Origin of the sequence: Paenibacillus sp. GYB003, from assembly GCF_036577625.1 — a bacterium.
GTDB lineage: Bacteria > Bacillota > Bacilli > Paenibacillales > NBRC-103111 > Paenibacillus_AB.
Genome location: NZ_JARBDC010000001.1, coordinates 52782 through 76676 on the forward strand (window position 1 = coordinate 52782; position 23895 = coordinate 76676).

Genomic DNA, 23895 nt, shown 5'->3' on the forward strand with positions numbered 1-23895 from the left:
GGGCGCCCGTCGCGGGCGACCCGCCCGAACAGGCGAGCGAGCTTGCCGCGCGCAATGCAATGACACCGAGCTATCGATAGTGGAAAGCAATTACTCTATTTCGCGAAAATGAAGCCCAAGCTTATCCTTTCGAAGCAAGCTTTGCTTCGCAAAGCTTTTAGGAGGTAATCATGAACCATCATGTGCTCGTCGTAGCCGAATTAAGGGAAGGAACGCTGCGGAAAGTGTCGTTCGAGGCGGTAGCGGCCGCGCGCATATTGGCCGGGGACGGCGGAACCGTCACGGCGTTCGTCGCCGGAGGCGATCCGGAGCCGTATGCGCGGCTGCTGCTTGCGGCCGGCGCGGACCGCGCCGTCAAAGCCGCCGATCCGGAGCTGGAGCAGGCGAACGCGGAGCGGCTGTTCCGGGCCGTTTCGGAAGCGGTCAAGCGAGTCCGACCGACGGCCGTCCTGCTCGGCCATACGGCGCTCGGCAAAGATATCGCGCCGAGGCTGGCCGCCTCGCTGCGCGCGGGGCAAATGTCCGACGTCGTCGCGATCGAAGCGGGCGCAGACTCGACGTTTCGCTTCACCCGGCCGATCTACGCCGGCAAAGCGTTCGAGAAGCGCGTCTTCGTCAGCGGGCCGGACGTCCCGTGGATCGTCACGATCCGGCCGAACAACTTTCAGCCGACCCCGGTCGGCGAAACTGCCGCCGTCGGGGCGGCGGATGAGGTCGAGGACGTGCAGCCGGCCGCGGCCGATTTGCGCACGGTCGTCCGGCAGGTCGTCAAGCGCGCGGCCGGACGAACCGATTTGTCCGAAGCGAAGGTGATCGTCTCCGGCGGCCGCGGCGTGAAAAGCGCGGAAGGGTTCAAGCCGCTCGCCGAGCTCGCGGACGTGTTGAACGGCGCGGTCGGCGCATCGCGCGGCGCCTGCGACGCCGGATACTGCGACTATTCGATGCAGATCGGGCAAACCGGCAAAGTCGTCACGCCGGAGCTGTACATCGCCTGCGGCATCAGCGGCGCCATCCAGCATGTCGCCGGAATGAGCGGGTCGCGCGTCATCGTCGCCGTCAACAAAGATCCGGAGGCGCCCATTTTCAAAATCGCGGATTACGGCATCGTCGGCGATTTGTTCGAAATCGTTCCGCTGCTGACCGAGCAATTCCGCCGGCTCGCGTCACCGAATTAGCCCGGAGACGTGAACGCGCTCGGCGATAAGCCGGTAGCCTTCGGCGTTCGGATGAAACCGGTCGTCGCTCAGCAGGTCGTCCTCTTTGCCCAGAAACAGATCGTACACGTCGACGACGGCGACGGAGCCGCCGTGCAGCGAACGCAAATGCTCGTTGAATTTGTTCACCCAAAAAATCGCTTCCTCGAACTCGGGGAGCGGATTGTACAGTCCGACGACTTTGACGGCGTACGGTCCGCTCCCTTGCTTCAACGCGCTTATCGTCTCCAAAATATGCGTCATGTTGCGATCGAACTGCTTCAGCGCGGACATGAGATGGCGAACGTCGTTATCGTAAAAAAACGTTTTGGCCGCACGGATCAGGTCGTTGCCGCCGGCGGTGACCGTAATGATGTCCGAGCGGACGGCGGCCGCGCGCACCGGATCGACGGTTTTGATCGTTTGCAAAATGTCCGCCGTCGTCGCTCCGCTCTTGCCCGCGTTTTCGGCGACGATCGGCAAGCCGAGGCTCGATTCGGCGAGCCGCGCGTACTGCCGCACGAAGCTGCTTTCGTAAGGCGCCCCTTTTCCCGCCGTCAACGAATCGCCGAGTGCCAAATAGACGAGTTCCCGCTGCATGATACCAACCTCCGCTCGTTTTTTCGGGTAGTATCAGCATATTCACGAGCGCCCGGATTGGGCCCATATCCCGGCCGCATTATTTTCCTTTCCGTTCGCAATCCGCTCCGCGGTTCGGTACAATGGGGCTAAACCACGTTTACTCGCGGAGGGACAGCGGATGAAGGAACATCTCGTTAACGCCATTCATCAAGAGGAAGAGAGACTGAAGGAGCTCGCCCTGTTTATCGGCCATCATCCCGAGCTCGGCCATGAGGAAAAGCTTGCGTCCGGCAAGCTCAAGGCCGAGCTGGAGCGGCACGGCTTTCGCGTCGAATCGAACGTGCTCGGACTGTCGACCTCGTTCATCGCATCGTACGCGTCGCCGAAACCGGGGCCGACCGTCGCCTTCTTGTGCGAATACGACGCGCTTCCCGGGCTGGGGCACGCTTGCGGACATCATCTGATTTGCACGATGGGGCTGGGAGCGGCCGTCGGGCTGAAAGCGGCGATCGACGCCGTCGGCGGGGTGATCCGCGTGTACGGAACGCCCGCCGAGGAAACGACGGGCGCGAAAGTGCCGATGGCGGAAGCCGGTTTGTTCGACGACGTCGACGTCGCCTTGATGGCTCACCCGTTTCACCGGTTCGAAAAATCGGGCTCGTCGCTCGCGATGGACGCCCTGCAGTTCGAATATGTCGGCAAGGCGGCGCACGCCGCGGCGAATCCGCAAGACGGCGTCAACGCGCTGGATGCCGTCCTGCAGCTGTTTAACGGCGTCAACGCGCTTCGGCAGCAGCTCGCCTCGCACGTGCGCATCCACGGCGTCATTACCGAAGGCGGCAAAGCGCCGAACATGATCCCCGATTATGCGGCGGCCCGCTTTTATGTTCGGTCGGCAAACCGTCCCTATACCGACGAGACGGTGCGCAAGGTGCTGAGATGCGCGGAAGGCGCGGCGCTGCAAACCGGCTGCACGCTGAAGACGAGCAATTACGAATACTCGTACGACGAGCTGAGGACGAACGAGCCGCTTTCGGAAACGTTCACGAAAAACTTGATCGCCCTGGGCGTCGACCCCGATCGGATCGGGGAAGGTCAAGATCACGGGTCGCTCGATCTCGGCAACGTGTCGCGGCGATGTCCAGCGATCCATCCGTACGTTCAGGTGATCGACGAGCCGCATATGCTGCATACGCCGGAATTTCGCGATCTCGCCATGACGGAACGCGCCCTCGAAGGGATGCTGCTCGGCGCGAAGGCGCTCGCCGCAACGGCCTTCGACGTCATCGCGGAGCCCTCGCTGCTGCAGGCGATCAAACGTGCGTTTCGGCAACGCGACTAAGACGAAGACAGGCCTTCGTATCCCGGCCTAAGCCTGCATCGCGTAAGCGGCAAGCAGCGACGCCGTACCCGCGATCGCCTGCACATGCGTCCGCTCCATGCCGTGGGAAGCGTGGACGACCGGTCCGATCAGCGCGGCCCGAATGTTGCTCCCGCCGCGCAGCGCCGCCGAAGCGTCCGAGCCGTATTGCGGATAAACGTCGACCGCATACGAAATTCGTTCCCGTTTGGCCAGCTCGATCAGCTTCGAGGTCATCCCGTAATCGTAAGGGCCCGACGAATCTTTGGCGCAGATCGATACGTCCTTTTCCGTGCCGCTCAAATCGTCGCCCATTGCGCCCATGTCGACGGCGATCAATTCCCGGATGTCGGACGGAATGTACGACGCACCGTGGCCGACTTCCTCATATACGGAAATGACGATTTTCAACGTCCTTTCGGGCAGCCTGCCGGAGACGCTCAGTCCTTGCAGCAGCCCGAAAACGGCGGCGACTCCCGCCTTGTCGTCGAGATGGCGCGATTTGATATAGCCGTTTTCCAGGCGGCGCGTGCGCGGGTCCCACGAAATAAAATCGCCGACGGAAATGCCGAGCGCGAGCGTATCGGTTTTCGACGCGACGATTTCGTCGATGCGAATTTCCATGTTCGCCTCCTCGCGCTTCATGTCGCGGGCATCGCCGTACACGTGGACGGACGGCTTGACGGGAAGCACCGTCCCTTCGTATTCGCGTCCGTCGCGAGTATGGATGCGGCAATATTCGTTTTCCACCGACTGCATCATGTAACCGCCGATCGGCGTAAACCGGATCATGCCGTTCGGCTTGATCGCCCGCACCATCCCCCCGAGCGTATCGACATGCGCCGATATGCCGAGAATATCGCCCCTCTTGCCGGGCACCGTCACGATGACGCCGCCTTTCGGCGTCCGTTCCGTTTTGTAGCCGAGCGTCGCCGCCTCGTCTTCGACGACGGAGGCGATTCGTTCGCAAAATCCGGACGGGCTCGGGGTCGCCAAAAGCTTCATCAAAAAATCGGTCATATATTCGCGGGCGATTGAGATCATCGAACATCATCCTTTCGTCATGCGTTTTCATGCCATAACGTTCATTATATCGCATTCGCGCTTCCAGATAAATTCGCATCGCCGCTCGAATGGCGGCGCGGCCGCCGGCGCACACTACGGGTGCGATCCTTTGCCGGGCGCCGGAACGCGGCGGAGCGGGAATCGATGCGTCCCTCCGGCGACATCCGCGCCCGGATTCCGGGATTCGGCATGGGGGTGATTATCGATGAGCGGGCGCAACAACCGTCCGAAAAACAACGGTCCCGCGGGACATCCTTCGCAAATCGACCAATACCGCGAACATTTTAACGTGGACTTGTCCGAGAAGCCGGAACAAAACGAAGCGGAGCGCAAAGATCAAACACGCTTCACGATGTAACGTTCCCCCGAACAAAAAAAGAGTGACCCGGATCGATCGGGGCACTCTTTTGCGCTTGCCGTCAGGCGGACCGAATCGGCAGCCAGTCCAGCACTTTGCGAATGTATTCGTCCCAAAACTCCCAATTGTGGTTTCCGGGACCGTCCTCGTACTGCAGATCGAGCCCGAGCGCGCGGGCGTGCTGCAAAAAGTCGCGGTTCGAGCCGTACAAATAATCCTCCGTGCCGCATGCCTGATACAGCGCCGGCTTCGGCCCTTCGGACGCGGCGACTTTTTCCGCAAGCGCGAACAGATCGTCCTCCGGCGGTATGTCCGCTTCAGGGCCGAATATGTAACCGAAATCTTTTTGCCAGTGCGGCTTCGAACGTTTAATGTCGAGCGCGCCGGACAAGCTTGCGGCCGCGGCGAACAAATCCGGTCTTCTCAGCGCCAGCTTGAAGGCGCCGTAACCGCCCATCGAAAGCCCGGCGGCAAACGTTTCCTCCCGTTTGTCGGACAGCGGGAAAAACGATCTGGCGATTTCGGGCAGCTCTTCGCTTATAAAGGTCCAATACGGATAACCGCCCGCCATGTCGGTGTAAAAGCTTCGGTTGACGGCCGGCATGACGATCGCGACTTCTTTCGACCGCGCGTACCGTTCGATCGAAGTCCAGCGCATCCAGGCCGTATGGTCGTCGGACAGCCCGTGCAGCAAATAAACGGTCGGATATTTCCGGCCGGGCTGCTGCCCCGGCTTCGGCTCCGGCAGCAGGACGTTCATCGACGCCCCGATCGCAAGCGTTTTGGACGAAAAATTGCATTGAATGAAAGCCATCTTCGAAAATGCACCAGCCTCTCTGTTCGTTCCGATCCTCTCTCATTATAAATTCGAAACGGGCGGCGCGCCATCGTTAATTGGAATGAAAACGCTTAACCGTTGGAACGCGGAAGACTGCGTATGCGAAACGCCGGCAGGTTCGCTCTAGCAAAAAAGTCGCGGCCGGACGGACCGGCCGCTCACTTGTAGCCCGCGATCAAATCGGCGATCGTGCGCTGTTGAAGCTCGAATACGACCCGCTTTTGCCATTCTCCGGCGAACTTCGTAAAATAGCACTGCATCTCTTTCCCGAAAATGCCGTCCGACGTCGAATCGAGCAGCGCCTGCGAAAGAGGCTCGGACAGCTGGAGCGCCTCGTACACGTCCGCAAACGTAATTCGATTCGCCGGCCTCGCCAGCAAATAACCGCCGTCACGCCCTTCCTTGGCGACGACGAGGTCGTATTTCGCCAGCTGGGCCATAATGCGCCGCAGCATCGTCGCTTGAGAATCCATCTTGACGGCGATTTCGCAGCTCGGACAGACGCCGTCGTGAATCGCCAAGACGGCGAGCGATTGCAGCGCGTAACCGAACCATTTTGCGCTCGGACTGTCTTTCCGATTCGCTTCCATCTTCGCCACCTCCTTCTTCCTATATTGCCTGTTTTGGTGCGGTTTTGCAATCCGTAACGGACCGGAAGCCGCTTAAAACAATAAAACGGGCAAGCTTCGCGGAGCTTGATCCCGTTTCGAAAAAAACTTATCGCTGTTCCATCGAATCCCAGAAAACGACCTCGTCGAGCGGCAGCCGCGTCGTCGGATGTCCTTCCTTGGCCGCTTTGCCGAGCGCGATCAGCATGACCGGCACGTAACGGTCGGGAACGCCGAACGCTTCGACGAATTTTTCCTTGTTATAGCCGCCCATCGGCACCGTATCGTACCCTTTCGCCTTGGCGGCGAGCATCAGCTGCATCGAGACGAGACCTCCGTCGACCTGTACGATGCTTTTGGCGACCGGCTCCGGGAGCGAGCCGTATATTTGAACGGTACGCTTGACGAAATCCGACTTCACTTCCTCGCTCATATATCCGGCCGCAACCGCACTCGCATAAATCGACTCGGCTTTCTCGTAGCTTTTCAAATCGCCCAATACGGCGATTACGGCCGAGGCGTCGACGACCTGCTGCTGGTTGTTCGCGATCGGCAGCAGCTTCCGTTTCAGCTCGGCGTCGCGGATGACGAGAAAACGCCACGGCTGCAGGTTGGACGAAGAAGGCGCCAATATCGCGGTTTGCAAAATGTCGCGCAATTCGTCTTCGGGAATCGTCCAATTCGGGTCATATACCCGAACCGACCGTCTTTCCTTTACTACTTGAAAAAAATCGGCATCCGCCCGGACTTGGCCGTCCGTCGTCATTTGAGTCGTCATCTTCCATTCCTCCCGAACTTTACTATGCATTTTTTTGTTACAGTAAAACCGACAAGCAGGCCTTTTTTCCCGCATTATTGATGAAAACTATGAAGATCGGCCCGGCTCATCGGCCGGTCGAATGCGACCGGTTCTTGCCGATCTTTTATTGTTTCCGAATCGGCCTCCGATTATACTGAACAAATCTAAGCACAGTATACGCATAAACTGTTTCTTTGTCAATCACAGTAATTCACAAATTCGCCTTTCGTTTTTCGTCCGCTTTTCGGATAAGGATTGCCGTACCTGTATTTAGCCTGTACAATAGCCTTGTTATCGATTTCCATCATCCGCAAAGCGAGGGGTCCGTCCATGATTATCGACTGCCATAACCATCCCGACTGGTACGGCTATAACATCACCCGCTATTTGGAAAACATGAAGCAGTACAACATCGACAAAACGTGGCTGCTCAGTTGGGAATGTCCGGACGACGAATACAATCCGGCCTACAAAAAAAACGTGCCCGACGCTTCGCTTCCGGACGGTCCGATTTCGTTCCGCCGCTGCGTCGCCTATGCCGAGCAATATCCGGACAAGTTCATCCTCGGCTACGCCCCCGATCCGCGCCGCCCGGACGCGATCGACAAGCTCGATCACGCGATTCGGCTGTACGGCGTGCGCGTTTACGGCGAAATCAAGCTGCGCATGATGTATGATAACCCCGACGCCATCCGGCTGTTCCGCTTCTGCGGGGAGAAAGGGCTGCCCGTCACGGTCCATATCGATTACGAATTTGCGACCGGCTCCTCTTACCCGCGTCCGAACTGGTGGTACGGCGGCGGCATCGAAGCGTTCGAGCGGGCCGTCAAAGCTTGTCCGGACACGACGTTTCTAGGCCATGCGCCGGGCTTCTGGGCCCATATCTCCGGCGACGACCAGTACGACAAGGTGCCGTATCCGACCGGCAAAGTCGTTCCGGGCGGCAAAGTGATCGAATTGCTGCGGAAATATCCGAACCTGTACTGCGACATTTCGGCCGGCTCGGGCGCCCGGGCGTTCAGCCGCGATCCCGAATTCGCGAAGTCGTTCGTGCTGGAATTCCAGGACCGCATCTTGTACGGACGCGACTATTTCGACAACGTGCACCAGGAAGTGCTCGAGTCGCTCGGCTTGCCCGAGGACGTGCTGGCCAAAATATACTCCGGCAACGCCTTGAAGCTCGTTCCTTTATCCTAATACAATACGGTTATACCGTTACGTACAGGACAAAGGAGATTCGAAGGCCCGATGCCCAACATCTGGACTCACTTTTTGTTCGGCCGCGAATTGGCGGACCGGGTCGGTTTCCAGGAAGCGTCCGCTACGCCGGAGCTGCTTCGGATATACCAATTCGGCTGCCAAGGGCCGGACTTCTTGTTTTATCACCGGTTTTTGCCGTGGCAGTCCGGAGCCGGCATGCCCGAGCTTGGCGGCGCCATGCACAGCCGCGGCTGCGGACCGTTTCTGCTCGATTTGCTGGACGCCGTGCGGAGCAAGCCGCTGCGCTCGCCGGAGGCCGTTTACGCGCTCGGATTTTTGACCCATCACCTGTTGGACCGCAACGCTCATCCGTACGTGTTTTATGCATCGGGCTTCAAAAAGTGGAACCACCAGCGGTTTGAAATGATCGTCGACACGCTGGTCGCCCGCAAGCTGCTCGGTATCGGCACCTGGAATACGCCGGTCTGGAAAGAAATATACGTCGGCGACCGTTTGCCGGGCGAAACGGCTCTCATCCTCGACGCGCTCGCGCGCCGCCATTATCCCGAGCTTGCCGGGCGGTTCGGGCCGGACGACTGGAACGACGCTTATACCGACATGATTCGCGCCCAAAAGCTGTTTCACGATCCGACGGGACTGAAAACGGCTTTAACCTTCGGCAAAATCGAGCCGTTCCGGTTCAAGCGGCGCCTGCCTCCGATCGATTATTTGAACGAGTCCAAGCGGGAATGGCTTCATCCGTCCGTAGCCGAAGAGAAGCATACCGAGAGCTTTTGGGAGCTGTGGGATCAGGCGATGGACGACGGCATGGCCGTCATGAGCGCCGCGCTCGCTTATTGGGCCGATGCGGCCGGGGATGGAGCGGAAGCCGCCGACCGGCGAAGCCGGCTCGAAGCGTGCCTCGGCGACCGCTCTTACGAAACCGGCAAGCCGTGCGCCGAAGGACATCGCATCGTCCATGTCGACCCGATCATATGAAAAGACCTGAACAGGACGCGCCGGGCGCCTTCTCCCGACTCGTTCTGTTTTCTTTTATTTTGCCGAGTCGAAGCATAGTCCGGAACGTTATCGGAAACAATGTCGCTAACCGATGTTAACGGATTTCCGTCCGAAAGGAGCGAACGTCCCGGATGAGCGAGCCTAGGTTATACCGGCCCGGCCGCACACTGCTCGGTCCCGATATCCCGTTCCGGCGCAACCGGCTGCTCCAGTTATCCGCCGCCGTTTTTTCGCTGAATTGGATTTTCATGGGCATATGGCCGGTGCAGCGGTCGCTGTGGCTTGTCGAAAACTTGCTCGTCGTCGTTCTGGCCGTCGTTCTCGTCTGGACGTACCGGGCGTTCCGTTTTTCCAACCAGTCGTACTTGTTCATTATGCTGTTCCTCGTCCTGCACACGTATGCGACCCATTATTCGTACGCGACGACGCCGATCGACGATTGGCTGAAAACGACGTTTCATACGAAACGAAGCTATTACGACCGGTTCGTTCATTTCGCGTTCGGCTTGCTCTGGATATACCCGATCGGCGAGCTGTACGTCCGCCTGGCCGGCAGGCGCGGCGCATGGCCTTACATCGTTCCGGTCGCAATCGCGATGGGGCTGAGCGCCGTATTCGAAATAATCGAAGCGGCGGGCGCCCTCCTAACCGGACAAGGGCAAAACGACGGCGAATTCGTCGGGATGCAGGGCGACGTTTTCGACACGCAAAAAGATATGTTCGCCAATCTCGCCGGAGCGCTGCTTGCGGTCGGACTGCTTGCCTGGCGCCGACGAAGAAAACAGGAGGAGCCGCAATTGGCGGCTTTCGCGCTGCCGCGAAAATAAAATCGGACTAAAAAAACGCCGCTTCGCGGGAAACGGCGTTTTTTCATCCATGGGTTGACGGTCGTCTACGTTTACGCGTGCGACGCTTCCGCTTCCGCCGCCCCTTTGCGCAAGTCGACCTTCGCCAGCAGCGCGATGCCGACGATGAAAAATACGACGAGCGCCAATATGCCGAGACGGCTAGACCCGGTCGCGAGTCCTACGACCGAGAAGACGAACGGCCCGACGATGGCGGAAAATTTGCTCGATACGCTCAGAAAGCCGAAAAACTCCGCCGGACGGTCCGCCGGCACGAGCCGGCTGTAGATCGACCGGGCGATCGCCTGGCTTCCCCCCTGCACCATCCCGACGACGAACGCGAGCGCGTAAAACTGCCACGTCTCCGTCATGAAAAATCCGAACACGACGATCAGCACGTACACGGCGAGCGATATGTAGAGCGACTGCTTCGACCCGAGCCGGTCCGCGATTTTGCCGAACAGCAGCGTGAACGGGATGCCGACGAACTGCGTAATGACGAGCGCGGCGATCAAATGCGACGAGCCGAGACCGATCTCCGTGCCGTAAATCGTCGCCATCGTAATGATCGTGCTGATGCCGTCGTTGAAAAACCAGTATGCGATCAAATATTTGAGCAGCTCCGGATATTTCGTAATCCGCTTGAACGTGCTCCAAATGCGCGAAAACCCGATAGCCGCGTATTGGAGCGCCGTATGCCGCGTTCCGTTTCGCTTGTCCTTCACCCGGCGAAACAGCGGCAGCGAAAACAGAAACCACCACAGCGCCACCGAGGCGAACGAAACATAGGTGCCGGCCAAGCTGCTCGGCAAGCCGAACCAGCCGGGCATCCGGATAAGCAGCAAATTGACGACGAGCAGCACGCCGCCGCCGATATAGCCGAACGCGTAGCCTTTGGAGGAAACGGCGTCCCTTCGTTCCGGCTCGACGAGATCGTTCAGCAGCGAATCGTAAAACGCGTTGCCGCCGGAAAACCCGATCGTGCCGAGAATAAACAAAAAAGAAGCCAGCACGTAGTCGCCGCTGCCGACGAACACGAAGCAAAACGACGCCAGGATGCCCAAATACGAAAACAATCGCAAAAACCGGACCTTATATCCCGTATAATCCGCCACCGCTCCCAATACCGGCGTAAGGACCGCCACGATCAGCATCGCGATCGATTGCGTCATCCCCCAATACGAAGTCGCCGTCTGCTGGTTTGGCAGCGTCGAAGCCGCCACGTCGCTGTAAAAAATCGGCAGCACCGCCGCCATCATCGTCGTCGCGAACGCGGAGTTGGCCCAATCGTACATCACCCAAGCCCGCACCGATTGCCGATCCATCGGAAATCCCCTTTCCGGCGAGCCGCCCGAGTTGCCGGCTGCAATCCATCTACATTGTATCACCGGTTCGAAAGGCCGACCACGACAATTTTTGCGCGATCGCGCGAGTCCTCCGGCAAGTCGCGGCCTGCGGACATCCCGCCTTCAGATGGGCGTAAAAACCGTACAAGGAGTAGGCTTCCATCCATTCGGCCTTTGCCTGGCGCTCATATCATATCGTATACCAGCCGCAAAGGAGATGAATTAATAATGTCCGATTGCCCGAAACCGGTTTGCCCGGCAAGCGATGTCGTCGATCCGCCGAGAGTCATTTACAAAGATCATTACCATCCGCAAATCGTCAACGTCATCCATCCGGTGCAAATTGTGAATCGTCATCATTGCGTGCCCGTGCCGAGACACGTTTACTGCTTCTCCGAAAGCCATGTGTACCCGCAGGGGGCGGGCCCGACTCCGTATATGCCGTATCGTCGAGGCCGCTGAACCGGAAACGGTACGGCAAGACGAAACGAGGCTGCCGTTCGCGTTCGAAACGGCGGCCTTCGTTTTGCCCGTTTTACTTCGATTGCTCCCGCCCGTCCGGCTCTCTAAGCTCCCTCCTCAGCACTTTGCCGACCATCGATTTCGGCAGCTCGTCGCGAAACTCGTATATTCGCGGCACTTTGTAGGGCGCCAGCTTGGAGCGGCAAAACGCGTTCAGCTCGGCTTCCGTGACGTCTTCCCCGGCTTTGCGCACGACGAACGCTTTTACCGTCTCGCCGCGGTAATCGTCGGGAACGCCGATCACCGCCGCCTCCAGCACGGCCGGATGCTCGAACAGCACCTCCTCGACCTCGCGCGGAAAGATGTTGAACCCGCCGGCGATGATCATGTCTTTTTTCCGGTCGACGATAAAAAAGTAGCCGTCTTCGTCCATGTACGCCATATCCCCCGTGCGGACCCAGCCGTCCGAAAGCGCTTCCGCCGTTTCATCCGGCTTGTTCCAATATCCTTTCATCACCTGCGGGCCGCGGATGAGCAGCTCGCCGATTTGGCCCGTATCCAGCGTCTCGCCGGTTTCCGGATCGACGATTTTGCAGTCGGTATCCGGCCACGGCAGTCCGATGCTGCCCGTCTTGCGCCGCTCCCAAATCGGGTTCGCGTGCGTGACCGGCGAGCATTCCGACAAGCCGTACCCTTCGACGAGCCGCCCTCCGGTCAACGCTTCGAACCGCTGCTGCACTTCGAGCGGCAGCGGCGCGGATCCGCTTATGCAGCAGCGGATCGACGACAGGTCGTAGGTTCGGGCCGCCTTCGGATGATTGTTGATGGCGATGTACATGGTAGGCGCTCCGGGGAAAATGGTCGGCTTGTAACGGTCGATCGTTTTCAGCAGCGGCTCGATTTCGAATTTCGGCACGAGCAGCAAATTGGCGCCGATCGCCAACCCGAAATTCATGCAGACGGTCATGCCGTAGACGTGGAACAGCGGAACGGCGGCGAGAACCGTTTCTTCGCCGCGTTTCAGCTTATACATCCAGGCGAAGCATTGGCGCACGTTCGCCGTCAAATTCGCGTGGGTGAGCATAACCCCCTTCGGGATGCCGGTCGTCCCGCCCGTATATTGCAGCACGGCGACATCCGCCTCCGGATCGGGCTGCGGCTCGAGCGGCGCCGGATTCCCGTCCCGGACGAGCCGCTCGAAGCGAAACAGCCGCTCCGCTTCGGCATCGAAGGAGCCGGAGGAGCCGCGTCTTTTTTGCACGAGCGGATAGAGCGCTTTCTTGACGAAAGGCAGCTCGTCGCCGATCGAGGCGACGATGACCCGTTTCAGGCCGGCCTTCTCGCGAATGCTGCGAACTCTCGGCAGCAGCAAATCGAGGCAAATGAGCGTATCGGCGCCGGAATCGGTCAAGTGGCGCAGCAGCTCCCGTTCGACATGGAGCGGGTTCAATTGGACGACGATCCCGCCGGCGAACAGCGCTCCGTAATAACCGACGATATACTGCGGCACGTTCGGCAGAAGCAGCGCGATCCGATCGCCGCTGCGCACGCCGAGCCGGATGAGCGCGTCGGCGAACCGGTACGTTCGGTCGAGCAGCTGCCGGTAGGTCGTTGTTTTGCCGAAAAACGTGACGGCCGTCCGCTCCGGATACAGCTGAGCCGCCTCTTTCAATAGATCGGTTAACGGAATCGACGGATATTCGAGCTGCAGCGGCACATCCAGCGGGTAATCGCGATGCCAAGGTCGCGGATCCATGCACCATTCACCTTCCTCTGCGGTTTGAACGCGAAGACGTTACTACATGATATGGGGCGACGCTTGTTCAACATGCCGGAACGGCCATCAACGTTCGCGCTCGATTATGACAAAATGCGACCGAAGCATGAAAATATTATCGAAATAAGTCGAAATAACAATAACAATCGTATATCTTTTCGGCTATAATGGGAGTATGCAGACGTGCAGCCCCGATCGCCATCGCTTTCCGGAGCTTCGTCCGCAGTGACCGCTTACGGGGTGATAAGGCCGGTGAGATCCCGCTTTTTTTTCATCGTAATCGCTTGCGTCGTATCGATGCTCGTACTCAATAACATCATGTTTTATTGGACGACCAAAGACAGGCTCGTCGGCAATGTGGAGCAGCAGTCGTTAATGGCCGCCGGCAACTTGCGGAACGCGATCGACCGATACCGGACGAGCGTCCGTTACGTCGAGGACATGATCGGCCAGCAGCTGCGAATCGCCGCCATCGCCGCCAAGGACCGTCTCGATCCGAAAGCCGCCAACGTGACGAACGACGAGCTCGCCGAGATCAGCCGCGAGCTGGGCATTTCCCACATTACGCTGCTGCAGCGGCAGGGAGACGACATCGTCGGCGTCCGTTCCTCCGATCCGAAAGAAATCGGCTTGAGCACGAAAAAATGGGGCTTCTGGTTTACGGCCTTTCAGGAAATGCTGGCCGGTCGGGAAGTGACGATTCCGGAAGGACAGAAGCTTCCGAATTACTGGTCCGGACCGATCGCCCACGCCGACAGCGATCCGGCCAAAATCGACAAGTGGGGCTATTACTACGACGGGACGACCGACTACATCATCAACCCGTACGTCGAGGACATCCAAATCAAGCAGTATGACGCGCTGGCCGGGCCCGACGTCATTTTGAACAAAATGATCGAAGACAACCCGAGCCTGTTGGAAATGACCGGCTTCAACTACAACACGTTCGGCAAACCGCTCAAAGTATCGAAATCGCAAAGCGGCGACTATTACGTTTCGCTGCTGAACAATCCGATTCCGTTCGGAACGTATTCGTATTCGGACCGGGAAAGCGATATCGCAAACGTGCGGGCCGCCATCGAAACCGATAAATCGATTACTAAAGTGTCGGTCATCGGCGGGCATAAAGTGATCAAAAGCTTTATTCCCGTCCAGGCCGGGACAAGCAACCCGGAGGAACAGTATCCGTACGTCATCGGGGTCGTATTCGACTACGACTCGCTGGAACGCATGCTGAACGACCAGGCGCGCTCGCTGATCAACCGCGTACTCGTCCTGACGTTCGTCAGTCTTGTCGTGCTGGCGATCGTGTTTCATTTGATCAAGCGCAACAAGGACGAGGCGATTCGGTTCACGCAGGAGGCGTACATCGACGAAGTGAACGACATGTTCACGACGATACGCGGCCAGCGGCACGATTTTCTCAACCACGTGCAGACGATCCAATCGTTTCTGCAAATGAAAAAATACGACGACCTGCACCGGTATACGGGCGAGCTGATGGGCGAAATACGCCAGGTGAACGACATTATCCAGATCGGCCATCCGGCCGTCGCCGCCATCGTTCAATCGAAGGTCGTCACGGCGATGGACAAAAAAATCGACTTCCGCCACGAGTTCGCTCCGATCGGCAATTTGAACCTCGGGATCACGTCCGTCGACATCGTCATCATTATCGGCAATCTGGTCGACAACGCCTTCGACGAAGTCGTCAAGCTGCCCGTGGCGGAACGTGTCGTCGAGCTGAAATGCTGGCACCAGGCCGGGCATCTGCTTATCTCGGTCCGCAACCCCGGGCCGGTCATCCCGAACGAGGAGAAGGCGAAGCTGTTCATCCCCGGCTACAGTACGAAGCCGTCGGGCGATCATTCCGGGCTCGGGCTTGCGATAACGAAAAAGCGGGTCGACGCGTACAAAGGGTCGATTACGGTACAAAGCGACGAGCTGCACGGCACCGTCTTTACGGTATCGATGCCGCTGCAGCGGTTCGTCAAATCTTCGTAGTCCGGGGAAACGAAAAGGACTTGGCGGATGCGGTGCCGCCAAGTCCTTTTCTGTTCGAGCCCGCGAACGATCGCGGGCCTGCTACTCATCCTTTGCGCTTCATCGCCTGCTCGATCCGCTCCAGCAGCGCTTTCGCCGACTCCGAATCGTACTGTCCGGCCTGCTTCCACGCGCCGAGCATGCCGGCGATTTCCCCGGCGAGCCTCTCGTGCTCGTCGTCCGCTCCGTGCAAATTTTCTTCCGGATCGAACCAGACGTACGTTCCGTCCGGCCCGTTTCGCAAAAACGGACGACGCCAATGGTCCGGATACGCATACGGCTGCTCCCCGAATAAAATGGCGAGCACGTCGTCGCTTTCGAGCGGCAGCAGCTGGTGAAACGATTCCGTCGATCCGTCCGCCACCGTCAAATGCAAGTAGGCGTAATGCAAATAATGGTCGCCCGTGCGCGTATCTTTGACGATTTCGTACAGCTCCGTTTGCGCGTCGTCGCCGGCCAAATGCTTTACGGTTTCCAGCCGTTCCTGCAGGCTGCTTTGCGGCACTTTCCGCATTGCGGTCCAAGAGTCGCTCACGCGTCACTCCCCCTTTCCGTTCGGCATCGCGCCGTCAGCCCATCGCCAAATACGTTTGTATGCGGGACGTCAGCAGGCCGATCGCGATATCGTTGCGGCCGCCCTCGGGTATGATCAGATCGGCGAATCGTTTGGAAGGCTCGACGAACGCGTCGTGCATCGGCTTGACCGTATTCAAATACTGATGGAAGACGGATTCGACCGTGCGGCCCCTCTCCTGGATGTCCCGCGACAGCCGGCGCAGGATGCGTACGTCCGCATCCGTATCGACGAAAACTTTAATGTCGAGCTCCTGCCGGATCGCCGGGTCGGCGAAGATGAGAATGCCTTCCAAAATGACGACCGGCTTCGGCTGCACGGCGATCGTCCGGTCTTCCCTGCTGTGGGTCGTAAAGTCGTAAATCGGCATCTCGATCGGCTCGCGGCGGCGCAGCTTCCGCAAATGATCGAGCAGCAGCTCGCCGTCCACCGAATCCGGATGATCGTAATTCATCCGTTCGCGTTCTTTCATAGGCAAATGCCGGTTGTCGGCATAATACGAATCTTGCGACAGCAGCACGACCTGCTGCGGCCCGAGCGCTTCGACGAGCCGTTCCGCGACCGTCGTTTTCCCCGAGCCGGTGCCTCCGGCAATTCCTATCGTCAGCATGTCAGTTCCTCCAGTTCGACATCGTTCGCGTTTTCGCTTTATTGTACCATCTCTCGTTCGATCGGAGAAACGGCAATTTCAACCTCGACGGTCAGCCGAAATAATCGCGCTCCAGCCGCCGCAAATTGGCAAGCGCACGCTCCGCCCATTTCGAGAGTCCGGGACGGTCGTTCGCGCCGGCGGAATCGCCCTCTCCTTCCGCCAATCCGGTCATGGCTCGCATGGCATCGTCCAAAGCTTGCCTGAGCGACCCGCCATAGTCCGGCACGCCGCCTTCGTACCGTTCGACCGACGACGACGGCACCCATACTTTCTCGCGGTGCGCCGCGGCTCTTCGCTCGTGAAACATCGGCACGTCCGGCTCGTACGGGCGGTGCAGGTCGCCCTGCAGCGGATGGCGGATGACGGCGGCGATTTCCACGAGCGTTCGGGCCGGCGCCGCTTCGACGATTTTGGCGATATAGACGCCGGTTTTATAATCGACCGTTACATAATCGTTCGTATTCATGGGCTTCCTTCCTTTCCTTCCGTCCCGGAATCAACAGATTCGAGAAAACGGACGACGTTTTCGACCGAGGCGAATGCGTACAGCTTGCGGCTGATCGCGCCTCCCCGCACATGAACGAGGCAGGGGACGCTTTCGATCCGCCAGCGGGCGGCCAGGCGCGGCATCGCGTTCAAGTTCGCCCTCAGCGGAGCGTGCCGCGGCCGCATCGCCGCCGCGACGTCCAGCATCCGTTCCGCGACTTTGCAAGTGCCGCAAAGCGGCGTATATAAAAAGACGGCGAACGTGTCGCCGTCGTCCGACCTTTGTATCAGCTCCGCTTCCGTCCGATCCGGCATCGTCATTCCTCCATGTTGTACGGTTCCAGCTGCCGCAGCGTACGCACCGTATGTTCGAGCAAATCGGGGATGTCCCCGACTTGGCCTTCTCCGATTTTCCGTTCGAATTGAACGACGATTTCGTTATGACAGCGGGAGCCGTCGTCGCCGTAGCGGAACGACAACGTTTGGACGATCGTCGTTTCCGCGCCCCATATTTGCTCCAAAATGTCTTGGATGTTTTTACAGGCGGTCACCGGATTGCGCAGCAGCAGCGAAAACGCGATTTCCAGCTTGCAGCCCGGCAGCGCGTTGCGCCATTCGAGCTTTTCCCCGGCCAAATCGAGCAAGCCTGCGGACAGCCGGATTTCCGCGGGGCTTCTTCCTTCCTTCATCCGGTAACGAACCATGTAGCTGCGCGACATAGCCGCCAGATCGATCAGGTCGGAGCGATGAACGACGACGATTTGACCGTCCAAATCGAGATCGTATACGGCTCCCTCGAACACGACTTTCAGGTTTTCGAATATCGTCGGATCAAACATGCGCTCCCTCCCGCCCGGTACTGGTACGGCCTTAACTTGCCCTATATCCATTCGACACAGCCGCGGATCAACCCTTTTTTCGTTTCGCAATCAAACCCGAAAGGCGGGGGAACGATGCCGCCGTCCCCCCGCTGCTTCAGCCGTTTAGGCGTACAACGATTCGCGAAGCCTTTTTACGTCTTCGTTGTTCAAATATTCTTCGTACGTCATTTGCCGGTCGATCAAGCCGTTCGGCGTAATTTCGATAATCCGGTTCGCGATCGTCTGGATAAACTGCCAGTCGTGCGAAACGAACAGCATCGTCGCGTCCGTATCGATCAGCCCGTTGTTGAGCGCCGTAATCGACTCGAGGTCGAGATGGTTCGTCGGCTCGTCGAGCATGAGCACGTTCGCTCCGCTGAGCATCATTTTCGCCAGCATGCAGCGCACCTTCTCGCCCCCGGACAGAACGGACGCTTTCTTCAGCGATTCTTCGCCGGAGAACAGCATGCGGCCGAGGAAGCCGCGGATGAACGTCTCGTCCGGATCTTTCGAATATTGGCGGAGCCAATCGACGAGCGTAAGCTCCACGCCGTCGAAGTAGGCGGAGTTGTCTTTCGGGAAATACGCCTGGGTCGTCGTGACGCCCCAAACGAATTCGCCTTGATCCGCTTCGATTTCGCCGGCGAGTATTTGGAACAGCGTCGTTTTCGCCGCTCCGTTCGGACCGACGAGCGCGATTTTGTCCCCTTTGTTCACGACGAAGCTGACGTCCTTCAGCACCGGCTCCCCATCGACCGTCTTGCCGATCCGGTCGACGGACAAAATGTTTTTGCCCGCCTCCCGCTCCGGCTTGAAGTTGATATACGGATATTTGCGGTTGGACGGCCTGATGTCTTCGAGCGTAAGCTTCTCGAGCTGTTTTTTGCGCGAGGTGGCCTGCTTCGATTTGGACGCGTTGGCGCTGAAGCGCGCGATGAACGTTTCAAGCTCCTTGCGCTTCTCCTCGATCTTTTTGTTCGCGTCGCGCATCAGCTTGAGCGCCAGCTGGCTCGATTCGTACCAGAAGTCGTAGTTGCCCACGTACAATTGGATTTTGCCGAAATCGATGTCGGCGATATGCGTGCACACTTCGTTCAAAAAGTGACGGTCGTGGGAGACGACGATGACGGTGCCTTCGAACCGGCCGAGAAAATTGACGAGCCAGTTGATCGAGTCGATGTCCAAATGGTTCGTCGGCTCGTCAAGCAGCAAGTTTTGCGGATTGCCGAACAACGCTTGCGCAAGCAGCACGCGCACTTTCTCGTTGCCGCCGAGCTCCTTCATCTGCTTGTCGTGCAGATCGGTGCCGATGCCGAGGCCGAGCAGCAGCGAAGCCGCATCCGACTCCGCTTCCCAGCCGTTCAGCTCCTGGAACTCGCCTTCCAGCTCGGCGGCCCGCATGCCGTCCTCTTCGGAAAAATCGGGCTTTGCATACAGCGCATCCTTCTCTTCCATAATAGAGAAGAGCTCTTTATGGCCCATGATGACCGTTTTCAAAACCGGAACGTCGTCAAACTCGAAATGGTTTTGCTTTAACACCGCGATTCGCTCGCCGGGCGTGACGAACACTTCGCCGCTGTTCGGCTCGATTTCGCCGGACAAAATTTTCAAAAACGTCGATTTGCCCGCCCCGTTCGCTCCGATCAAACCGTAGCAGTTGCCGGGCGTAAACTTTATATTAACGTCTTCGAACAAGGCGCGTTTGCCGTAGCGAAGCGTTACGTTGCTCGTGCTGATCATGGACCCACATTCCCCCTAATAGATTCTTGCTATCAAATTGTTAGTATAGCATAATTTGGTGCGGCTTCAAAGGGAAGATAACTTTTTGCGCAGCAATAATATGCAGCATCTTGGATTTTTATAAATGATCGGTTACACTGGATTATGGATTCGGTCCATCCATTCCTATTACCGCTCGTCAAGGAGGCTCGCAAAATGAATGAAGGAAACAGGCAGCTGATTACGGGGAAAAGTATCATATTGCGGCTGGAGATCGATACGAACAGCATACGATTCAGCGACATCGTGGCTGCGATCGCCGACGAGGGCGGGGATTTGGTCGCCATCGACGTCATTCAAACGAAGCAGGAGCTGTCGATTCGCGACTTGACGGTCAATGTCGCCGATACGCTCGACACCGCCAAAATCGTCGACAAAGTCAAAAGCTTGAAGGGCGTCACGCTCGTCAACGTGTCGGACCGCACGTTCCTGATGCATCTGGGCGGCAAAATCGAAACGAAGCTTAAAGTGCCGATTCAAAACCGGGACGACTTGTCCCGCGTCTATACGCCGGACGTCGCGCGCGTCTGTATGGCGATACACGAGGAGCAGCGCAAAGCGTACTCCTTGACGATCAAACGAAATACGGTGGCGGTCGTCTCCGACGGAAGCGCCGTGCTCGGACTCGGCAATATCGGACCGTACGCCGCGATGCCGGTCATGGAAGGCAAGGCGATGCTGTTCAAGCAGCTCGCCGACGTCGACGCGTTTCCGGTTTGTCTCGATACGCAGGATACGGAAGAAATCATTCGAACGATCAAGGCGATCGCTCCCGGCTTCGGCGGCATCAATCTGGAAGATATTTCGTCTCCGCGATGCTTCGAAATCGAAGAGCGGCTGAAAAGCGAGCTCGATATCCCGGTTTTTCACGACGATCAGCACGGAACGGCCGTCGTTTTGTACGCCGGTCTGATCAGCGCGCTGAAGCTCGTCGGGAAAACGATCGATTCGGTTAAAGTCGTCGTATGCGGCGTCGGCGCGGCGGGCATCGCCTGCAGCAAAATTTTGCTCGCGGCCGGCGTGAAGGAACTGATCGGGGTCGACCGGGAAGGCGCACTCGTCGCCGGACGAACGTACGATAACCCGATGTGGAACTGGTATGCGGAGCATACGAATCCGAACCGGGTGACCGGCTCGCTGCGCGACGTGGTGGCGGGCGCCGACGTGTTCATCGGCGTATCCGCCGCGGGCTTGCTTAAACGCGAGGACGTCATGAGCATGGCCGACAAGCCGATCGTCTTCGCCATGGCGAACCCGAATCCGGAAATTCTTCCGGAGGAAATCGAAGATATCGCCGCCGTCGTGGCGACCGGACGTTCGGACTACCCGAACCAGATCAACAACGTGCTTTGCTTCCCGGGCATGTTCCGCGGCGCGCTCGATTGCCGGGCGACGACGATCAACGAGGAGATGAAGCTGGCCGCCGCCGAGGCGATCGCTTCCGTCATCTCCGACGACGAACGAAACAAGCTGTACATCATTCCGAGCGTGTTCAACCAGAAGGTGTCCAAGCTCGTTCGCGACCGGGTCGTCGAAGCGGCCATCCGTACGGGCGTCGCCCGCCGCATACCGCGGGAATATCGCTGACGCTTCGCTGTTTCAGGCCAAACGAACCCGAACCCTCGTCCTGCGGACGGGGGTTTGTCGCGTTGCCGGCATTCAGGCGGGTTGCGCGCCCAGCCGAAATACGAGCCGGGTATGGACGACTTGCAGCGTGTCGCCGTCGGCGAGCGGGTAGCTTTTGTACGGAACCATCGGCTCGTCGTTCCAGTACGTCCCGTTTTTCGACCCCAAATCTTTGGCGTAATACGTCTCCCGCTCGCGTACGATCTCCAGATGCAGCTTCGAGACGCCCGCCGCGTCGTCGGCGTAATCGACGGCGCCTGTCTCCCTCCCGACGACGAACCGGTCGCCGACGATCGGGATGCGGCGCGCCGCTCCGTTTTTGTCCACCTCCAGCACGGGCACGCGCCTCTTCTCCCAAACGGTCTCCGGCGCCGGGTCGGGATTCGCCGATTCGGGTCGCAGCAGCACCGTCGCGTCGGCGGGCCTGAGCAGCGTCGTTTTGTCGGAAGGCGCCGGAATCGGAGAAGAAGCGGCGTAAGCGGCTGCGTCCTCAACTTCGGCTTCGGCTGGAGGAGCTTCGCCGTTCGCGGCCATGAACGCCGACGGCCGGACATCGGCGGACCGCCCATGTGCCGCCGGAAATCCGGCAGTCTGTGGCATGATGGAAGCCCGAGTCGCAGCGGCTGACCTCGACGCGGCGGTTTCCTTCGGTGCGGCGAATTCCGGAAACGCCCCTTTTTTCGATGGCTTGACGGGAAGCAGGCCGGTAAGTCCGGTCATGTCCCGTTCCTCCATTTCCCTGTACGCTCGGGCGAGCGACTGCAAGCCTCCGGTCGGTATCGCTTCGGGCCGCAGCCGAACCCATACGAAAACGACGTCGACGATCAGCAGCGTCATTCCTCCCCATATGCTGAGCATCCCTTCCGGCGCTTTTTCCGGGTAAAAGCTCCAAAGCAGCAGCAGTACGGCGATCGCCGCCGCAAAGCCGAGCAGCTTTTGCTTGGTCGTTAACGCGTTTGCATTCGCGTTTGCATTCGCGTTTGCATTCGCGTTTGCATTCGCGTTTGCATTCGCATTCGTATTCGCGTTCGCGCTTGCGTTTACAGCCGCGTCCGCTGGCTCCGTCGTCCGTCGTCCGACTACGTCTTCATCCTCCGCAGCATCCGCTGCGAAAGCCCGTTCTCGCCCATTCGTCCCGGCTTCTCCGCCAAGCGGAATCCAGCTCGGGACGGCTTCGCGCGTTGTCGCGTCCCGACCGACCGGCGGCGGCCATCCGATTTCGTTCCCCCGCGCGTCGGACTCGAGTCCCGATTCGGCGAACGCCGGCGGCGTTTCCGACCGGCGGACCGGTTTTACCGCGGATTCCCGTTCCGGACGGAGCAGCGCTCCGAGCAGCCGGCGAATGTCCGCAAATTCGAACCGTTCCCGATGAAGCGCGGCCATCAGCGAGGAGAAGCCCCCGCCTTCGATTTGCCCGATGCACGCCGAAAGGCGCAGCGCGACCTCCTTGAATTGCTCCCGCACCGGGGGCTTTTCTCCTCCGACGTCGACCGGCACGTACAGCAGCGAAAGCGCGAGCTCGTTTTCGTCGTCGATAAACATGAAATTTTCGTGCAGCCAAAAGCCTTCTTCGCGCAGCATGTACGTTTTGCCGTCGTCGATCGTTCCGGCGCATCGGAGCAGCAGCCTATAGTAGGAAGGAAGCGACAGCCGCTGCGTCTTCATCCAGTGCGACAACATTTTATGTCCCGAAATGTCGTAGCGCAGCTTCACGTTCAAATCGACCTCCTCGGTCTCGAACGGAAGCAGGCCGGGGATTTCGTTCGCTTCCATCATGAGCAGCTCGATTTTCTCCATCCCGTCGCGGGTAAGCGGGTTTACCCCCGACAAGACGAGGCAGGTGCCGCGATGCCGAATATAGTCGTAGTGAAAGCCGTACATCGAATGTTCCATGCGTTCCTCCTTACGTCAAGCCGGGTGCGCAATACGTCCAGGTGAACGCCATCGCGGGAAAGACGGCGTACATGAACGGGAACGTCGCCGCTTTGTCCCGATAGGCCGCTAGTCCGGCTATATCGCGCAGCAGCAGCAAATTGAACAGAAGCGCGAACGTATTGCGCATGCGCGCCGCCAGTTCCCGCCGAACCGCCACGATCGCGATTCCGATAACGGCCGCGAACAGGATCGAATTGACGGCGCCGTTCACGACGAACGTCCCGCCGGCGATCGAGCCGATCGCGCCGAACAATTTGACGTCGCCGGCCCCGACCGCTCTGCACGCATACAGAACGAGCATGATACCGAATCCGGCCGCGAAGCCGATCGCCGCTCCGGCCAGTCCGCTCCATCCGCCGTTCCAGCCGTGGCAAATCAACCCGTAGGCGGTGCCGGTGACGGTATACCGGTTCGGAATTTTTTGTTCCTTGTGATCGTGGTAAAAAGACAGGACGAGCAATATCGCCAATCCGCAAGCAACCATGCG

General features: G+C 58.9%; 24 protein-coding genes. 9 read left to right on the forward strand and 15 right to left on the reverse strand.

Annotation, left to right across the window (positions count from 1 at the left end; translation table 11 throughout):
- Window positions 1-170: 170 nt before the first annotated feature.
- Window positions 171-1175 carry an electron transfer flavoprotein subunit alpha/FixB family protein gene (locus PV407_RS00255; RefSeq protein ID WP_332087837.1) on the forward strand — a complete coding sequence of 335 codons (1005 nt, stop codon included), beginning with the start codon at window positions 171-173 and terminating at the stop codon, window positions 1173-1175.
- On the opposite strand, the gene PV407_RS00260 is transcribed toward PV407_RS00255, so the two are convergent.
- The gene (locus PV407_RS00260; RefSeq protein ID WP_332087838.1) at window positions 1164-1793 is read right to left on the reverse strand and encodes a GDSL-type esterase/lipase family protein; all 630 of its coding nucleotides are present in this window, start codon (window positions 1791-1793) and stop codon (window positions 1164-1166) included. The two genes, PV407_RS00255 and PV407_RS00260, sit on opposite strands and share 12 nt — an antisense overlap.
- Before the next feature lie 160 nt (window positions 1794-1953).
- On the opposite strand from PV407_RS00260, the gene PV407_RS00265 reads away from it, so the two are divergent.
- A complete protein-coding gene (locus tag PV407_RS00265; RefSeq protein WP_332087839.1) occupies window positions 1954-3117 on the forward strand; it encodes a M20 family metallopeptidase in 1164 nt (387 codons plus the stop codon).
- A gap of 27 nt (window positions 3118-3144) precedes the next feature.
- On the opposite strand, the gene PV407_RS00270 is transcribed toward PV407_RS00265, so the two are convergent.
- A complete protein-coding gene (locus PV407_RS00270) occupies window positions 3145-4179 on the reverse strand; it encodes a M42 family metallopeptidase (protein ID WP_332087840.1) in 1035 nt (344 codons plus the stop codon).
- A gap of 226 nt (window positions 4180-4405) precedes the next feature.
- Between PV407_RS00270 and PV407_RS00275 the strand changes: the two genes are divergently transcribed.
- Window positions 4406-4558: a hypothetical protein gene (locus tag PV407_RS00275; RefSeq protein ID WP_332087841.1), complete on the forward strand. Its 153-nt coding sequence runs from the start codon at window positions 4406-4408 to the stop codon at window positions 4556-4558.
- A 61-nt stretch (window positions 4559-4619) separates the two neighbouring features.
- Here the strand turns inward: PV407_RS00275 and PV407_RS00280 are convergent, their stop codons facing one another.
- The 3 genes from PV407_RS00280 to PV407_RS00290 form a co-directional block, all read right to left on the reverse strand.
- Window positions 4620-5372, reverse strand: a complete 753-nt coding sequence (locus PV407_RS00280; protein ID WP_332087842.1) for an alpha/beta hydrolase — start codon at window positions 5370-5372, stop codon at window positions 4620-4622.
- 182 nt (window positions 5373-5554) lie between these two features.
- Entirely contained in the window at window positions 5555-5986 is a 432-nt protein-coding gene (locus tag PV407_RS00285) for an RrF2 family transcriptional regulator (RefSeq protein WP_332087843.1), read from the reverse strand.
- A 127-nt stretch (window positions 5987-6113) separates the two neighbouring features.
- Window positions 6114-6782 carry a nitroreductase family protein gene (locus tag PV407_RS00290; protein ID WP_332087844.1) on the reverse strand — a complete coding sequence of 223 codons (669 nt, stop codon included), beginning with the start codon at window positions 6780-6782 and terminating at the stop codon, window positions 6114-6116.
- A gap of 351 nt (window positions 6783-7133) precedes the next feature.
- On the opposite strand from PV407_RS00290, the gene PV407_RS00295 reads away from it, so the two are divergent.
- The 3 genes from PV407_RS00295 to PV407_RS00305 all read left to right on the forward strand — a co-directional run bounded on the left by PV407_RS00295 (window position 7134) and on the right by PV407_RS00305 (window position 9850).
- On the forward strand, window positions 7134-8000 hold the full coding sequence (locus PV407_RS00295; protein WP_332087845.1) for an amidohydrolase family protein: 867 nt from the start codon (window positions 7134-7136) through the stop codon (window positions 7998-8000).
- A 51-nt stretch (window positions 8001-8051) separates the two neighbouring features.
- Window positions 8052-9002 (forward strand): zinc dependent phospholipase C family protein, encoded by a 951-nt coding sequence (locus tag PV407_RS00300; protein ID WP_332087847.1) that lies wholly within the window; start codon window positions 8052-8054, stop codon window positions 9000-9002.
- A gap of 152 nt (window positions 9003-9154) precedes the next feature.
- On the forward strand, window positions 9155-9850 hold the full coding sequence (locus PV407_RS00305; protein WP_332087848.1) for a DUF2238 domain-containing protein: 696 nt from the start codon (window positions 9155-9157) through the stop codon (window positions 9848-9850).
- Window positions 9851-9921: 71 nt separating this feature from the next.
- Here PV407_RS00305 and PV407_RS00310 read toward each other — a convergent pair whose 3' ends face one another.
- Complete coding sequence (locus PV407_RS00310; protein ID WP_332087849.1) at window positions 9922-11193, reverse strand: MFS transporter; 1272 nt, start codon at window positions 11191-11193, stop codon at window positions 9922-9924.
- 249 nt (window positions 11194-11442) lie between these two features.
- Between PV407_RS00310 and PV407_RS00315 the strand changes: the two genes are divergently transcribed.
- The gene (locus tag PV407_RS00315) at window positions 11443-11676 is read left to right on the forward strand and encodes a hypothetical protein (RefSeq protein WP_332087850.1); all 234 of its coding nucleotides are present in this window, start codon (window positions 11443-11445) and stop codon (window positions 11674-11676) included.
- Between the two features lie 73 nt (window positions 11677-11749).
- Here the strand turns inward: PV407_RS00315 and PV407_RS00320 are convergent, their stop codons facing one another.
- Window positions 11750-13432: a long-chain-fatty-acid--CoA ligase gene (locus tag PV407_RS00320; RefSeq protein ID WP_332087851.1), complete on the reverse strand. Its 1683-nt coding sequence runs from the start codon at window positions 13430-13432 to the stop codon at window positions 11750-11752.
- A gap of 273 nt (window positions 13433-13705) precedes the next feature.
- Between PV407_RS00320 and PV407_RS00325 the strand changes: the two genes are divergently transcribed.
- Window positions 13706-15457 carry a sensor histidine kinase gene (locus tag PV407_RS00325; RefSeq protein ID WP_332087852.1) on the forward strand — a complete coding sequence of 584 codons (1752 nt, stop codon included), beginning with the start codon at window positions 13706-13708 and terminating at the stop codon, window positions 15455-15457.
- A gap of 85 nt (window positions 15458-15542) precedes the next feature.
- On the opposite strand, the gene PV407_RS00330 is transcribed toward PV407_RS00325, so the two are convergent.
- The 6 genes from PV407_RS00330 to PV407_RS00355 form a co-directional block, all read right to left on the reverse strand.
- Window positions 15543-16031 carry a hypothetical protein gene (locus PV407_RS00330; protein ID WP_332087853.1) on the reverse strand — a complete coding sequence of 163 codons (489 nt, stop codon included), beginning with the start codon at window positions 16029-16031 and terminating at the stop codon, window positions 15543-15545.
- 34 nt (window positions 16032-16065) lie between these two features.
- Entirely contained in the window at window positions 16066-16680 is a 615-nt protein-coding gene (gene udk, locus PV407_RS00335) for a uridine kinase (RefSeq protein WP_332087854.1), read from the reverse strand.
- A gap of 91 nt (window positions 16681-16771) precedes the next feature.
- Window positions 16772-17188, reverse strand: coding sequence for a sporulation phosphorelay system protein KapB (gene kapB, locus PV407_RS00340; RefSeq protein ID WP_332087855.1), 417 nt, complete (start codon window positions 17186-17188; stop codon window positions 16772-16774).
- Window positions 17185-17523: a thioredoxin family protein gene (locus PV407_RS00345; protein WP_332087856.1), complete on the reverse strand. Its 339-nt coding sequence runs from the start codon at window positions 17521-17523 to the stop codon at window positions 17185-17187. The genes kapB and PV407_RS00345 overlap by 4 nt, the downstream gene beginning before the upstream one ends.
- Before the next feature lie 2 nt (window positions 17524-17525).
- A complete protein-coding gene (locus tag PV407_RS00350; protein ID WP_332087857.1) occupies window positions 17526-18047 on the reverse strand; it encodes a hypothetical protein in 522 nt (173 codons plus the stop codon).
- A gap of 144 nt (window positions 18048-18191) precedes the next feature.
- Complete coding sequence (locus tag PV407_RS00355; RefSeq protein WP_332087858.1) at window positions 18192-19808, reverse strand: ABC-F family ATP-binding cassette domain-containing protein; 1617 nt, start codon at window positions 19806-19808, stop codon at window positions 18192-18194.
- Between the two features lie 195 nt (window positions 19809-20003).
- Here PV407_RS00355 and PV407_RS00360 point away from each other — a divergent pair, with 195 nt between their 5' ends.
- Entirely contained in the window at window positions 20004-21434 is a 1431-nt protein-coding gene (locus PV407_RS00360) for an NAD-dependent malic enzyme (RefSeq protein ID WP_332087859.1), read from the forward strand.
- A 72-nt stretch (window positions 21435-21506) separates the two neighbouring features.
- Here the strand turns inward: PV407_RS00360 and PV407_RS00365 are convergent, their stop codons facing one another.
- The gene (locus PV407_RS00365) at window positions 21507-23366 is read right to left on the reverse strand and encodes a DUF6382 domain-containing protein (protein ID WP_332087860.1); all 1860 of its coding nucleotides are present in this window, start codon (window positions 23364-23366) and stop codon (window positions 21507-21509) included.
- Window positions 23367-23376: 10 nt separating this feature from the next.
- Complete coding sequence (locus tag PV407_RS00370) at window positions 23377-23892, reverse strand: A24 family peptidase (RefSeq protein ID WP_332087861.1); 516 nt, start codon at window positions 23890-23892, stop codon at window positions 23377-23379.
- Between the last annotated feature and the right edge of the window lie 3 nt (window positions 23893-23895).

Excerpts from the sequence above, each read along its gene's own strand:
- PV407_RS00255 (WP_332087837.1), top strand. The coding sequence starts at position 171 with ATGAACCATCATGTGCTCGTCGTAGCCGAATTAAGGGAAGGAACGCTG.
- PV407_RS00260 (WP_332087838.1), bottom strand. The coding sequence starts at position 1,793 with ATGCAGCGGGAACTCGTCTATTTGGCACTCGGCGATTCGTTGACGGCG.
- PV407_RS00265 (WP_332087839.1), top strand. The coding sequence starts at position 1,954 with ATGAAGGAACATCTCGTTAACGCCATTCATCAAGAGGAAGAGAGACTG.
- PV407_RS00270 (WP_332087840.1), bottom strand. The coding sequence starts at position 4,179 with ATGATCTCAATCGCCCGCGAATATATGACCGATTTTTTGATGAAGCTT.
- PV407_RS00275 (WP_332087841.1), top strand. The coding sequence starts at position 4,406 with ATGAGCGGGCGCAACAACCGTCCGAAAAACAACGGTCCCGCGGGACAT.
- PV407_RS00280 (WP_332087842.1), bottom strand. The coding sequence starts at position 5,372 with ATGGCTTTCATTCAATGCAATTTTTCGTCCAAAACGCTTGCGATCGGG.
- PV407_RS00285 (WP_332087843.1), bottom strand. The coding sequence starts at position 5,986 with ATGGAAGCGAATCGGAAAGACAGTCCGAGCGCAAAATGGTTCGGTTAC.
- PV407_RS00290 (WP_332087844.1), bottom strand. The coding sequence starts at position 6,782 with ATGACGACTCAAATGACGACGGACGGCCAAGTCCGGGCGGATGCCGAT.
- PV407_RS00295 (WP_332087845.1), top strand. The coding sequence starts at position 7,134 with ATGATTATCGACTGCCATAACCATCCCGACTGGTACGGCTATAACATC.
- PV407_RS00300 (WP_332087847.1), top strand. The coding sequence starts at position 8,052 with ATGCCCAACATCTGGACTCACTTTTTGTTCGGCCGCGAATTGGCGGAC.
- PV407_RS00305 (WP_332087848.1), top strand. The coding sequence starts at position 9,155 with ATGAGCGAGCCTAGGTTATACCGGCCCGGCCGCACACTGCTCGGTCCC.
- PV407_RS00310 (WP_332087849.1), bottom strand. The coding sequence starts at position 11,193 with ATGGATCGGCAATCGGTGCGGGCTTGGGTGATGTACGATTGGGCCAAC.
- PV407_RS00315 (WP_332087850.1), top strand. The coding sequence starts at position 11,443 with ATGTCCGATTGCCCGAAACCGGTTTGCCCGGCAAGCGATGTCGTCGAT.
- PV407_RS00320 (WP_332087851.1), bottom strand. The coding sequence starts at position 13,432 with ATGGATCCGCGACCTTGGCATCGCGATTACCCGCTGGATGTGCCGCTG.
- udk (WP_332087854.1), bottom strand. The coding sequence starts at position 16,680 with ATGCTGACGATAGGAATTGCCGGAGGCACCGGCTCGGGGAAAACGACG.
- kapB (WP_332087855.1), bottom strand. The coding sequence starts at position 17,188 with ATGAATACGAACGATTATGTAACGGTCGATTATAAAACCGGCGTCTAT.
- PV407_RS00345 (WP_332087856.1), bottom strand. The coding sequence starts at position 17,523 with ATGCCGGATCGGACGGAAGCGGAGCTGATACAAAGGTCGGACGACGGC.
- PV407_RS00350 (WP_332087857.1), bottom strand. The coding sequence starts at position 18,047 with ATGTTTGATCCGACGATATTCGAAAACCTGAAAGTCGTGTTCGAGGGA.
- PV407_RS00355 (WP_332087858.1), bottom strand. The coding sequence starts at position 19,808 with ATGATCAGCACGAGCAACGTAACGCTTCGCTACGGCAAACGCGCCTTG.
- PV407_RS00360 (WP_332087859.1), top strand. The coding sequence starts at position 20,004 with ATGAATGAAGGAAACAGGCAGCTGATTACGGGGAAAAGTATCATATTG.
- PV407_RS00365 (WP_332087860.1), bottom strand. The coding sequence starts at position 23,366 with ATGGAACATTCGATGTACGGCTTTCACTACGACTATATTCGGCATCGC.
- PV407_RS00370 (WP_332087861.1), bottom strand. The coding sequence starts at position 23,892 with ATGGTTGCTTGCGGATTGGCGATATTGCTCGTCCTGTCTTTTTACCAC.